This is a genomic window from Bacillus sp. FJAT-22090 (genome assembly GCF_007676755.1).
GTDB lineage: Bacteria > Bacillota > Bacilli > Bacillales_A > Planococcaceae > Psychrobacillus.
On sequence record NZ_VEBK01000018.1, the window covers coordinates 44,411 to 57,714 of the forward strand.

Annotated in this window: 12 protein-coding genes; 7 read left to right on the forward strand and 5 right to left on the reverse strand. The window is 35.2% G+C overall.

Going from position 1 to position 13,304, the window contains the following annotated elements; genetic code table 11:
- The first annotated feature begins 15 nt into the window (after window positions 1-15).
- A complete protein-coding gene (locus FS486_RS17640) occupies window positions 16-216 on the forward strand; it encodes a M20 family metallo-hydrolase (protein ID WP_144513378.1) in 201 nt (66 codons plus the stop codon).
- On the opposite strand, the gene FS486_RS17645 is transcribed toward FS486_RS17640, so the two are convergent.
- From FS486_RS17645 to FS486_RS17655, 3 genes are all read right to left on the reverse strand, one after another.
- Window positions 213-497, reverse strand: a complete 285-nt coding sequence (locus tag FS486_RS17645) for an RloB domain-containing protein (RefSeq protein WP_144513380.1) — start codon at window positions 495-497, stop codon at window positions 213-215. The two genes, FS486_RS17640 and FS486_RS17645, sit on opposite strands and share 4 nt — an antisense overlap.
- A gap of 914 nt (window positions 498-1,411) precedes the next feature.
- On the reverse strand, window positions 1,412-2,536 hold the full coding sequence (locus tag FS486_RS17650) for an IS4 family transposase (protein ID WP_144513382.1): 1,125 nt from the start codon (window positions 2,534-2,536) through the stop codon (window positions 1,412-1,414).
- 157 nt (window positions 2,537-2,693) lie between these two features.
- Window positions 2,694-3,011 carry a hypothetical protein gene (locus FS486_RS17655; protein WP_144513384.1) on the reverse strand — a complete coding sequence of 106 codons (318 nt, stop codon included), beginning with the start codon at window positions 3,009-3,011 and terminating at the stop codon, window positions 2,694-2,696.
- Between the two features lie 305 nt (window positions 3,012-3,316).
- On the opposite strand from FS486_RS17655, the gene FS486_RS17660 reads away from it, so the two are divergent.
- The 6 genes from FS486_RS17660 to FS486_RS17680 all read left to right on the forward strand — a co-directional run bounded on the left by FS486_RS17660 (window position 3,317) and on the right by FS486_RS17680 (window position 9,159).
- On the forward strand, window positions 3,317-4,735 hold the full coding sequence (locus FS486_RS17660; RefSeq protein WP_144513386.1) for a purine-cytosine permease family protein: 1,419 nt from the start codon (window positions 3,317-3,319) through the stop codon (window positions 4,733-4,735).
- A 14-nt stretch (window positions 4,736-4,749) separates the two neighbouring features.
- Window positions 4,750-5,523 carry a creatininase family protein gene (locus FS486_RS17665; protein WP_144513388.1) on the forward strand — a complete coding sequence of 258 codons (774 nt, stop codon included), beginning with the start codon at window positions 4,750-4,752 and terminating at the stop codon, window positions 5,521-5,523.
- Window positions 5,524-5,905: 382 nt separating this feature from the next.
- A complete protein-coding gene (locus FS486_RS20340; RefSeq protein WP_222122604.1) occupies window positions 5,906-6,163 on the forward strand; it encodes an endonuclease NucS domain-containing protein in 258 nt (85 codons plus the stop codon).
- A gap of 291 nt (window positions 6,164-6,454) precedes the next feature.
- Entirely contained in the window at window positions 6,455-6,979 is a 525-nt protein-coding gene (locus FS486_RS20345; protein WP_222122605.1) for a hypothetical protein, read from the forward strand.
- A 109-nt stretch (window positions 6,980-7,088) separates the two neighbouring features.
- Window positions 7,089-7,739, forward strand: a complete 651-nt coding sequence (locus FS486_RS17675) for a hypothetical protein (protein ID WP_144513390.1) — start codon at window positions 7,089-7,091, stop codon at window positions 7,737-7,739.
- A gap of 463 nt (window positions 7,740-8,202) precedes the next feature.
- Entirely contained in the window at window positions 8,203-9,159 is a 957-nt protein-coding gene (locus FS486_RS17680; protein WP_260858148.1) for an Rpn family recombination-promoting nuclease/putative transposase, read from the forward strand.
- A 135-nt stretch (window positions 9,160-9,294) separates the two neighbouring features.
- Here the strand turns inward: FS486_RS17680 and FS486_RS17685 are convergent, their stop codons facing one another.
- Together FS486_RS17685 and FS486_RS17690 are read right to left on the reverse strand one after the other, a co-directional pair.
- Window positions 9,295-10,416 (reverse strand): Fic family protein, encoded by a 1,122-nt coding sequence (locus FS486_RS17685; RefSeq protein ID WP_260858149.1) that lies wholly within the window; start codon window positions 10,414-10,416, stop codon window positions 9,295-9,297.
- An 838-nt stretch (window positions 10,417-11,254) separates the two neighbouring features.
- Complete coding sequence (locus tag FS486_RS17690) at window positions 11,255-12,949, reverse strand: methyl-accepting chemotaxis protein (protein ID WP_144513394.1); 1,695 nt, start codon at window positions 12,947-12,949, stop codon at window positions 11,255-11,257.
- Between the last annotated feature and the right edge of the window lie 355 nt (window positions 12,950-13,304).

Sequence of the window (13,304 nt, forward strand, 5' to 3'; positions counted from 1 at the left end):
TCTGATTAAGAGAGAATGGCAAAAGAAATGATCAAGCAATGGATGAGGAAAGCTGGACTTACAGTCAAGGAAGATGGCGCGGGATATGTTATAAGTAGAATGGCTAGAAAACAAGATGAACTTCCAGCTGTTATGTCAGGCTCCCGTGTTGATAGTGTTCCAAATGGAAGACACTTTGACGGGGTACTAGGAGTTCTGGGAATAATCAAGAACTAACAATAATTGAAGGATGCCTGCTTCTCACTTCCGCCCGCTTGATGAATTTTATCATAAACTTTCGGATCATTTTTTTCATATTTCCCAAGATATCTTTTTAATTTATTTATATATTGATTGCGATCAAGCGCTACATTTAAAAATTCAAAATGCAGGATGTACCATAACTCAAAGCTTTCAATGGAATAGGCTAGTTGAATTTTGTGTTCGGAAGGTGCTAATTGTTTTGTCGCAAGTGTTCTTTTTAGCTTATTCTTTTTAAATAAATTATCCGAACTCATTCAACTCACCACCACAAAGTTATTCTTGAATAAATGGGATTGCTTCAAATTTCCCTTGAAAATACTCATTTTGGATGGAGCTATCTTTCCTAACTACAGTGAGGATGGGGAAAGTCTCTTAATCGATTAGGGGACTTTTCTTTATCCTAGACAGTTTTTGAAAAATCTTTATTTCAGCTATTAACAACTTATTTCCTCCTACCTTATATTAAGTTTATCCCATTGGAATTCATAATTATTTCTTTTTGATAATTTTCATAATCCTCTGATGAAAGTGAGGACCTCAAGTTCAAAATTGAGAACCTTGGCTGGTAAATATGCTTTAAAAGGCTATAAATCCTCGTTTTCTAAAAAGGTCATTCTTATTTGTGTGCGAACCTCAAGCGTAAAAGTGAGGACCTCAAGTTCAAAATTGAGAACCTTGGCTGGTAAATTGCAAGCATATTTAAGTAAATATGCTTTAAAAGGCTATAAATCCTCGTTTTCTAGAAAAAGGTCATTCTTATTTGTGTGCGAACCTCAAGCGTAAAAGTGAGGACCTCAAGTGCAAAATTGAGAACCTTGGATGGTAAATTTGCAAGCATATTTAAGTAAATATGCTTTAAAAGGCTATAAATCCTCGTTTTCTAAATTAAGATCATTCTTATTTGTGTGCGAACCTCAAGCGTAAAAGTGAGGACCTCAAGTGCAAAATTGTTTCTAATTTTCCTATAAAAAAGTCCACAGGAGAGGTTATATCTTGTGGACCTTAAATATTATTCGTTTGTTTTCACTAGCGTCGCATAAATCGATTCCGAATACTCCGTTATTTATTTTTCTTAATTTTGAATAAAAACGAAGACACTCAAGTATAGGTAGTATACATCCATTTTTTGACTATGTCCTAAGGCGGGGGCGACAGTGACTAGATAACTTTACGGTACCGTCTTTCCGGTGATTTTGCGTAACCAGATTTTTGCTGGCTTCCATAAAGCTGCTTTTAAGTATCGACTAATTTGTAAGTACGTTCGCTTGCTTTGGGTGTTTAACTGAGCGAGTACATTCAAACAGTAGACAATCATCGCGATATATACTTGGTTGTATACGGCTTGCTCACTGTAACCGTAGAACTTTTTAATGTTCAGATGTTGTTTCATCCATTTAAAAAATAGTTCGATAGCCCAGCGTGATTTGTACAATTCAGCAATTTCATCCGCACTCAAATCAAAGCGATTCGTTAGTAAATGAAGTTCATTCCCTTTGGAATCGAGTACTTTGATCAAACGAAAAACGTTTTCCGCGCGATTTTGAATCGTACCGATGACCACTATTTCATCCGATATTACAGATGAATTTTCCGGTAATTGGAATGTCTCCAGTAGACGTGTGACGGCGTTTTTACGCAAGCGGGAGACGAAGAAATAACCTTCATCTGTCATACGCTCAAAACGTTCGTAATCCAGGTAACCACGGTCAAATACGTACATGCATTCCTTGTCGTCAACGAGCACTTCTAACTGACCACGATCATGTTCGACCGCATTCGTCAGAACTGCTTTATCAGGGTAGGAACACCCTTTTTCCATGAACACTAGCCGTAAGTGAAGCTTGACGCCTGATTTGGTTTTTCGGAATTTCGCCCACTTGTGATTCGTTAAATTTAGCGGTAAGGTGCTCGAATCAATGATTTTAAGTGGTGTGGTTGTTTTTCGCCTTGTTTCAAAATCTGTCTTCGTGTGAATTTGAGCAACTAAATCAAGAAAGATAGTTTGAAAGAAATCTGTCGGTACTTGATTTAAACGACGACCTAGTTGAGAAAAACTGATGGAATCTAGGTTCGTTGTGTGTTGCAGTTCTTCCGAAAATACACAATCACTTAAAGCGCGCAAACTCTCTGTTTCATGAAGTTGTGCAAATAACAGTAATTTCATAAACGAAGCCATATGAAGTTTCTTTGTATAGCAGTCTAAATGGAGGTTTTTCACTTGTTCCGCAAATAATTCGTCGGAAATTGGAGAAAACCATTGTTCAAATGAAGTTTTTCCTGTAATCTTATCCATGAGATTGATCCTTTTTAGTGGATTTGGATAGGTTACTACCACCAAACCATTATAAAGGATTTTTTTATGGAGAAATAATATTGCAGAAAATTCAGATTAAAACTTTGTGTTAAATTATTTTAATGCGACGCTAGTGGTTTGTTTTATATATATAATATTAATTTGGGTCATTTTTAGATGTTCGTATTAATTCCAAAATTCCTTTTTCACATAATTGCTGTAATATTTTTTTAGAAGAAGTAGTTCCTTTATTTATTAGAGATGATAACTGTTTAGTTGTGATTTGTCCTCTACTATAGATATATTCAAGTGCCGTTTGTTCTTCTTTTGACAATGATTTCCATTCCTTTGAAATCAAAGTAGTAATTCTTTCATGCCTACGTATTCTTCGCATAAGAATATTGTTCTTCAAAATGACCTGTACTGAATTTATCCCTTCGATATACTCTGGTTCATCTAGGAAATAAGTATTCATCTCTTTGAACATACGCTTGACAAAGTCTATTCGTCCAGAAAGACGTATTCAAAAAAGAAAATCCAGACTTGATTGGAAAAAGAAGTAACTCCACAATAACAAATAAAAAATCCTGCAGAGCGATGCAGGATTTTTTATTTTCTTTCCCATTGAAGATTAACTGTTTTTAGCGGAAATAATACAAATCTACATGCTAGAAGGAACAAAAGCATATTTTTTATATTCCCAAATATATTAATAAGGGGATTTGATTTCCTTTTGTTAAATACCGAAGTTTCAAATATATAAAAAGAAGGAGGTATTAAATGACGGGTCGTGTAGATCTAGATGTTGATAAGCCAATCGAAGACGATGAGTATATGCTTACCGCCGTTCCACATTCAGCACGCAGACCAACATGGAAACAGGTAATGGTATGGGTTGGATTCGGGTATGTGGTGACAGGCCTATTTGTTGGAGGAGTGTTAGCGGGATTTGGTGGCCAACCAGGTGTCTCTCCGGGAATGGCTTTATGGGCAATAGGTTTGGGCATGGGAACTTTGATGATATTGACTACGCTTCTTGGAATAATGGCGCAAAAAACTGGTTTAAGCCTAGCTCTAATCAGTAGATATTCGTATGGTCTATTAGGTAGTAATATTCCTCTTGTTGTAATGGCACTTTTAACGCTTGGTTGGTTTGCTAGTATTACAGGGATGGTTGGGCAAATTTGGGCTTCGTTTATAGGAAATCCATCAGGCATTACCGTACTGAATCCAGCATCATTAGGTTATGAAGGGATACCACCTATTACATTGGAGAACTTTCTTGCCTGTATGGTTTTCGGCGTTGTTTTCACAATTACAGCATATAAAGGCATGAAAGCAATTGAAGCAGTTGCAATTCCTGTTGCTCCTATTATTTTAGTTATCGCTTTAATTGTTGGTTTTGGTATGTTGAAAGAAGGTGGGGGGCTAGAGGCTTTTCTTTCGGAAGCGAACAAAATAGATGGCTTAAGTCTTGGAAGCGCGATAACTATTGTTATGGGAAGTTGGATCGCAGGAGTTGTGATGGGGGTCGACCTATTCCGATTCAATAAGTCCGTTAAGGCAGTCATTGTATGCGCCTTTGCTTGTTTTGTTTTAACTAATCCGTTACTAAATATTGTTGGCTATATAGGGGCAGTATCAGTAGGTCAGTTTAACTATGTCGAGTGGATGGTGGATAAAGGAATTATTTTAGCCATTATTGGCGTTTTAGCATGGACAACATCGCTCTGGACTACAAATAATGCAGAGCTGTATTGTAATTCTCTTTATGTAGGTCCCGTTATTTCGTCTTATGATAAAAAGGTTGATCGAAGAAAAATTGTTTTAGTAGTAGGGGTACTAGGAACTATTATTGGATCTCTAGCCTTCTATCAAATATTCTTTGCTAATTTCATTACTATATTAGGAGCGGCGTTTCTACCTCTTGCGGGTCCCCTCATTGCAGATTATTTTATAGTGAAGAAAAGGAAATATGATCTAGACCAATTGAATTCTCAGCCTAAGTATAGACTTGCCGGTATTATTTCATTTATTATAGGTGCAATTTTAGGATTAACATTTGAGTACGGTATTTCATCGCCATTCGGATTGCCTTCAGGATTTGTGGCATTGGTCATAACAATGATTTTATATCCGATTATCTATAAAGTGACAAACGATGGGAAATTCGATAAACCTACATTGCAAAGACTGTAGAAGGGGCTGATTTTGTGAAAAAAGTATTTTTGAATGAATTTACCGCAAAAGAGATAAAAGAGAAATTAGCTAAAAAAGAAATTGATAGTGCTATTACAATGTTTGGTGCATGCGAGAGTCATGGATGGCATTTGCCGCTTGGTCCTGATATTTTTGTGCCAACTGAAATAGCTAAAAGAACTGCAGAACGATTAGAAAGAACGGTGGTCGTGCCAGGTATACCGTTTGGAACATCCATTCATTATGATCATTTTCCATTAACCGTTTCTTTACAATATACGACTACTGTTTCGATTGCGGAAGATATTTTTACAAGCTTAATAAATCATGGTATTCAACATATCCTTATATTAAATGGTCATGATGGAAATATACCAGCTTTAGAGGTTGCAGCCCGAAACGTGAAGAATAAATTTAGAGAAGCATCCATTATTTATATTCCTGCTTGGTGGGAAATCACAGGAGAGAAGATGAAGGATGATTTTGAGGTTTGGAATGGATTAGGGCATGGGGGCGAAGGAGAAACTTCTATCACGATGGCGGTTCGACCAGAATTGGTAAATATGGAGGATGCTATTTGTGAAATTCCTCACGATATGATTAATTTGAGCAAACATGCATCAGTCATATTCGATATTAAGGAAATAACAAGAACTGGTGCAATTGGAGATCCTACTAAAGCAACTGTGGAAAAGGGAGAAAAAATGTTGGACATTGTTGTTGATTATTTAGTTGGGTTAATAACAGAGTTGGAAAAAACGGAGTGGAAATACGATTATAGGAAGTAACTTTTCCCTTCTTATTAAAAATTAGTTTTAAATAGGTTTTAATAATATGGTTGAAAAAGCTAACTTGTTAGACTTGCCAAAATGTAAAACACATAAAAAGGTCAAATAATGCCACTCAATAGGTGAGCATTATTTGACCTTTTTTATTATTAAACAGATTATATTCTTATAAATTTGAAAATAGTTGAAATGCACTCTTAAAAAATATAATTCACTGTTATAAGGTCCCTGTGTAAGTAAAGATTAGTTTACCGATATAATAATTAGGAAATTGTTTGGAGATCAAGTATATAAGGAATAAAGTTATGTAATCCACTATGGTTGTCGCCTTGATAGTGGATGCATGGATCAAGTTTTGGAATGGGAAAGGGGATAATGTGGTATGCCAATTGAAGTCGGAATATGGAAAATAAACGATTCTATTAAAAAAGTGACATTTTCACCAATAGAATCGGAACGTAAACTCGAGGAAACACTGGTGAAAGATCTATCCATTCTTTCAGAAGATTTTTTACTGATTGGTAATCAGATTCAAACGGATTACGGAAAGTTTATAGATATGCTAACAATTGATGAAGAAGGGAATCTTTATATTATTGAGTTAAAGAAAAATCAGACACCAAGAGATGTTGTAGCATAAGCATTAGATTATGCATCATGGGTACAAAATCTTTCATATGATCGTATACTAAAAATCTATGAGGAAAAAAACGGAAGTCAATTAGAAGTAGCGTTTGCGGAGAAGTTTGAAAGTCCTTTACCAGAGAAGATAAATGAATCACATCAAATTATGATTGTCTCTTCTCAATTGGATAGAGAAACGGAAAGAATCATAAATTACCTTTCGAACAATTATGATGTTCCAATTAATGCGGTGTTCTTTCGATATTTTAAAGATGGGGATCAGGAGTATATTACTAGAAGCTGGTTGTTGGATCCAAATATTGTGGAAGGAAAATCTAGCAATACTAAAGTAGCTAGTAAAAAAGAAAAGTGGAACAATCAAGATTTTGTCGTTAACTTTGAAGAAGGAAAGTACAGAAAGTGGGAGGACGCTGTTAAATACGGATTTATATCGGCTGGGAATGGCCAGTGGTATAGTCGGACATTAAATCAGTTATTTGTCGGTGCAAGAGTGTTTTGTATGATACCGAAAAGTGGATATGTAGGAATAGGAAAAGTCATTGAAACTGCCAAACCAATAAAAGATATTACATTCATTATTAATGATGAGCCAAAAAGAATATCAGAATTAAGTTTAAAAGCTCCAAATATGCTACATGACGAAGACGACACTGAAAAATGTGAGTATGTCGTAAAGATAGAGTGGGAAAAGCATACTTTGCAAGGGGACGCATATTGGGAAAAAGGTTTAATGGCTAACCAGAATAGCGCGTATAAGTTAAGAAACCAATACACAATTGATAAAGTATCTGAGTTTTTTGGACTTCATTAGAGATATATTGAAGCTAGCTGTCTAGCAAGAGTGGGGAATATTTTCAAATATTAATAGGAAGTAATGAATTCCCATTTGGACGATAACTAGGTTAACAAAGGAGCCAAATATGAAGACTATAAATGAAAAACTAGAAGTTCTGTATAATGATTGGAACCAAAAACATCCCGGACATTTTGTTTCTGGCGGTGTTGTGGATGAGGATATGTTTGCTAGCTGTGATGTGAGAATTTTATTTCTATTAAAAGAAGTTAATGATATGGAACAACTGGAGAATTGGTCTTTAGTTCAACTCATGAAAGATCAAATAGAAAGAATGAAGTTTTATCGCATTTGGGAAACGGTAGGGCTTTGGAGCTTCGGTTTACTTCAAGGTTTTCCCGCATATGAGAAATTAACCTATATGAAAGAGGCAAATATAATAGAAGGATTACTGAATATCGCAATGACAAACCTAAAAAAGACAGGCGGATCTGGAGAAAGCGATATGGAAATAATAAAAGCACATGCAATTGCAAACAAAGAACTTTGGCTGAAAGAAATTGAAATAATAGGTCCCAATGTTGTTATTTGTGGAGGTACATTTTCAATCGTTCAAGAATTGCTAGGATTCGAGATAACCACATGCGATTCTGGAGCTAGAGTAGGAAGGTATAACGATATGCTTTTCGTTGAAATGTATCATCCTATGTACCGAATTAGTCCGAAGGTGTTCTATGCATATTTTAAAGAAACTATGATTGCATTGGGGTATAAATAATCTGGGGTACCAGGTTCTAAAACAATTCTGATAACTTAGTTTGAGAAAGCTAGGTTTAAGGACGGGGTTTGAAGGAATATAGAAAGTCTCCTGATCGAGTAGTCGATTAGGAGGCTTTTCTATTCTTTTTTTATTTTGTAATGATTCATTTTGTAATAATTAAATTTTAAGCACGTTTTTGCTTTCAAAAATGAATTCTGCATATTTTTTGTCATTTTTTGACCTTCAAAATGCCATAGTTCGCTTTTTTAGACATTTTACTTCCTCTAATGATTCTTTTAAGCTAGAAGGAGTTGTAGAAGCGAATGCTCGCTTTGCCAAATGAATATTCTGAGCTACAAAATACAGGTATATTTTCCAAAGACCTTGTAATGGTTTTCCATGTTACTGAAACGGAATAGAATACTCAAAGTCTTTTTAGAAAAAATGGTATAATAAATTGAAGCAGTTTGAGGTGAAGCGCTTGAATAGAAAAGCATTAAAGCGTATTCCATTAGAAAAGCTTATGGATTTAAAAATTGATTATGCATTCAAACAATTGTTTGGTAGTGAGAAGAATAAAGCAATTACGGTTGTGTTTCTAAATGCGATATTAAAACGTACCGGTCGAGATAACGTAAAAGAAATTACATTTAAAAATGTAGAAATTGGTGGAGAATATTATGGCGATAAGCAATCACGATTAGATCTTTTAGTTCAAACACAGGACAATCAACAAGTAAATGTGGAAATTCAATTTACCAATAAATACGATATGGTTAAACGATCCATTTATTATTGGTCACAACTATATAGCGATCAACTTATCAAAAGTATGAGTTACATTGAATTAAATGCTACCATTACCGTAAATATTTTAAATTTCATTTTGTTTCCGAAAACGGATTTATTTCATACAACGTATCATTTATATGAGGATGAGGAAAAGTTTCGAATGGATGATATGATGGAGTTCCATTTTATCGAGATACCGAAGTTGCTTCAACACTGGAAAGATGAACGATTAGATCCTTTGAATGATGTATTAGCTCGTTGGTTATTATTGCTCGGTATTGTCGACCATCGCAAAGGGCAGGTATATGAAGATATCTATAAAGAATTGGAGGAAATCGCCATGAAGGATGAACATTTACTTGGTGCATTCACAAGCTGGGAAGAGTTAAGTTCTACACCAGATGGTCTCTTGGCATATAGGACACGTTTAAAACAGGTCATGGATGAAGAAGCAGCTGTTAAAGAGGCGAAAATACGAGAACAAGTAGCTCTAGAAAAAGGTGTAGAACAAGGCACTCAAACTGCTAATGAGAACACGGCGTGTAATCTATTAGAAATGAAGATGGGAATTCAGGATATCTCTAAAGCGACGGGATTATCAGTGGAGCATGTAGCATCGCTTAAAGAAAAAAATGGGACTGAGTAACAGGTTATAAAACAATTTGACAATTTGATTTGAGAAAGCTTCGTTGTGAGGATGGGGAAGTTTCTTGATCGGGAAATCGATTAAGAGACTTTTCTATTGTTTGAGAACCTGGCACCCCTCATTGAAGCAGGAAATCTAATTTAACAAATCTAATACATCGTAGTTATAATATTCAATGTTACGTTTTTGGCTAGTATCCTTGAAAATTAATCCTAGCTCATCTAACTCATTTAATACATTGCGGGCTGTTGAGGCTGCAATGTTGAAACGGGCAGAGACTTGAACAGCTGTTGTATTGGGTTCTCTAAAAGTAAATAAGTATACATCCTTTTGAATTGATCTTTCACATTTCTTAAGACCTACAGTTGCAACTAATTCTGCACGATCAAGTAGGTCAGTCAACTTATCAACCATTCGATCAGAAGCATTTAAAAAGAATTTTAACCAGCTACTCCAGTCTGGTTTTTGACCTCTGACTCCATTCAACAAATGATAATAACGTGAACGCTGCTTTTCTAACTCTTCACTTACAAAGAAAATGGGACTAGAAACGAGTTTAGATTGAACCATATATAGTGTTAATAAAATGCGCCCTAGACGACCATTTCCATCCAAGAATGGATGAATGGATTCAAATTGAGCATGCAGTATGGCAACTTTCAAGAGTGGATGACTATCCTCATCTAAAATAATTTCATTTTTATTAAGATGTTCTACTGGCAGTTTTTCACCGTAGGGATGCTTATTTGCAAAAGTTTCCCAGTTTTCCATGTACGATTCAATTTCATTTGCACCAACAGGAATATAAACGGCATCTTCTATTTTGTTCGTTGGTCCGATGAAGTTTTGAATTTTACGAAACTCCCCATTTGCAACGTTTGTACCGCGTGCACCCTCCATTAAATTACTGTGAAGTTCTAATATAAGGCGAGTTGTAATAGGGTAACCATTACGAATACGCTCATGTCCTGAAATCAAAGCTTGCTGATAATTGTTAACTTCAATATGCTCCCATTTAGGGTTTGCTTTATGTGTCTGTTCAACCATATCTGTAAAGGTAACTTGAGTACCTTCAATACGGGTGGATTGAACGGATTCCTTTAATGCAAGTGTATTAATGAAATCACTTCTTAAAATAGAACGTTTAAACTTTTCATCTAGTCGACCAATTTTCCCTGATATATCAGCTAGTTTCATAAATAATTCATAGGCATCCGTTTGTTTGATCGAGATAGGTAACTTTTTGACTCCTTGCACTGCACTAATATTGTCCGCCTCCTAAAAATTAGATGTGAAAACAGTTAAAATTGATCTTATAATTATTAACATTAACATGTTAAGAGTGAAATATACAATATGCACTCTTAAAAGTATGTTGTACTCTTAAATTAACTATTAACCACCTAACTAAGTGGACCAGTACAATTGATTGAAATTTTAAGGGTTAAATTGAAAGGAATAAAATAATTTCCCCATATGTAGGTACATATATTAATAGAAGAAAATCGAACTGTTTGAGAGCTTGTTATGTTATTACATATGAATTTATGTATAAGAGATACTAGTTATTCCCTATTTATTATTGTATCAACGAAAAATGCAAGGATATTTAAAGAGAACGATATGGAGGAACTTGTGTAAATAGCAATGTCCCATTCGAAAAATTAATGAAACATACATGTAGAAGAAATTAGAGATAAAATGAGACCAACCTAACAATCAAGCCGATTTGTATGAAACATACAGATTGGCTTTTTAAAAACTATATCCACATTTTACTTAAAATCTCATCTATTCAATCAAAGTCCCTGATGGGTACCTACACGATTTTTATTAGGATTCGAGATAACTACATGCGATTCTAGAGTCAGAGTAGGAAGGCATAACGATATGCTTTTCATTGAAATGTATCATCCTATGTACCGAATTAGTTCAAAGGTGTTCTATGCATATTTTAAAGAAATTATGAGAAGTTTTTCCTAGATGTAAAGCTCTAAATCCTCTATGAAAATGAAATAAAATTAAAAAAAGATGACTCCGATCATAGCGGAGTCATCAGAATACATTTAGACCACAAAGTTCTACTATTAAAATCCTAGTTCAACTTAAACTGTCTAACAATCGCCTGTAAATCTTCAGCCATTTTAGATAAACTATTAGCTGAAGCCGTGATTTCTTCCATAGAAGCAAGCTGTTCCTCTGAAGCGGAAGCGACATTTTGAGTGTTTTCAGCTGAGTATTGAGCGATAGAAGCCATTTCTTCTATAGATGCATTAACCTCTTCTGCGCTTGCGGACATTTCTTCTGAAATAGCGGATACTTCTTGAATTTGAGCGGTAACCTGTTCAATGGAGAGTAGAATCTTTTCAAAGCGTTCTCCTGTTTCATCTACGAGTTGTTTACCAGCAGCAACTTCTTTCGTGCCCACTTCCATCACTTGTATAGCTTTCGTTGTATCTTCTTGTGTCTGGGTGATTAATCCGGCGATTTGATCTGCAGATTCCTTGGATTGTTCAGCGAGTTTTCTCACCTCATCTGCAACAACCGCAAATCCTTTCCCATGTTCCCCAGCACGAGCAGCTTCAATCGCTGCATTTAGGGCCAAAAGATTTGTTTGATCAGCTATCCCAGTTATAACGCCAATTATATTGCCGATTTCTTTAGAAAGCTCACCTAACTTTTTTATGCCTATAGCAGAATCTGAAACAGCAGCGTCAATCTTGTTCATTTGATGAATCATTTGTTGAAGGGATTCATTTCCTAAATTTGCTTCTTTATTTGTTTCGATTGCTGATTCTGACACAGAGGAAGAGGTTTCCGCAACTTGTTGGATTCCAGTTGCCATTTCTTTCATCGCTGAAGAAGATTCATTGGCTCCTACCACTTGTGTCTCTGATCCACTTGCAATATCCTGAATGGACGTTGCAATCTGTTCAGTCGCAAGAGAAGTTTGTTCAGCGCTTGCCGTCAACTCTTCAGCAGATGACGCGACATGCTCGGCATTTGTGCTAACTTGCTCAATGACCATTCGAAGGTTTTTAGCCATGAGATTAAAGGAATCGACCAAGTCGCCAACTTCATCTTTATTTTTAACCGATACTTTATTCACAGTAAGGTCTCCATCAGCCATCCTTTTTGCAGAGGTTGCTAATAAGACGATAGGCTTAGAAATTAGCCTTCCTATAAATAGTGCAATAGCAATTCCTATCAATACGGACACTATACCAATAATTAAAACAAGAAGGGTAATGCTTTGAACTTTTTCTTTGTTTGCAACATTCCCTTTTTCTAATAGGTTATTCTGAAACTCTGAAAGTTTAGTTACCTCAGCATCTAATTTACCTACTATATCCCTTCCCTCTGTAGAGACTAGTGCTTCATATTCCTTGTTTTGCTGTTGCTTTTTAAGGTCAAATACTTTCTCTGAGAACTGAAGATATTCATCATGGGCCTGATTAATACCCTCCAACATTTTAATTGCTTCCGGTAATTTAAATTTTGGAAGTAATAAACTATAGGCTTCTTTATAGTCCGAAGCTGCATGTGTATGGTCTTGAAAAGCTTTGTCATCCCCTACAATTAAATATCCACGCATGGCGATCATCTCTTGTTTAACCGCCACTTGTAATTCCCTTATTTCGACTGCTTTCATTGCCTTATCTTGCAATAGGTCTGTATACGAATCGTCTAACTTTGTGATTTGTATGTAACTAATACTAATTGTAATAAGTAGCAATAGTAGAACCGCAGAAAATCCCCCTAGCAATTTTTTGTTAATTGTCCAATTCACTAAAAACACCTCGATATGCTTTATATTTAATTTGTTCCTTAAAACAAAGTTGTAAAAGAAGATAAAAATAATATTTTAATACTAGTAATAGATTCCTGATGATAAAGAGATGGGTGTAATTACAAACTACTATCCAAAAGTAATCATTTTTAGGTTCATTTTACTATATGATTATAGGAGAAACTTCACTATTGAGCAAGTAATTATTATGTCCCTACTATGTTAAATAGATAGACAACAAAGTTAAAAACCATTGTTTTCATGGTAAATAAGAAGTACCAATCACAGAACTTCCAAAATACCCACTCACACCAAAAGGAGCTGAAAACAATGGTTCTATCTACATTTAACCATA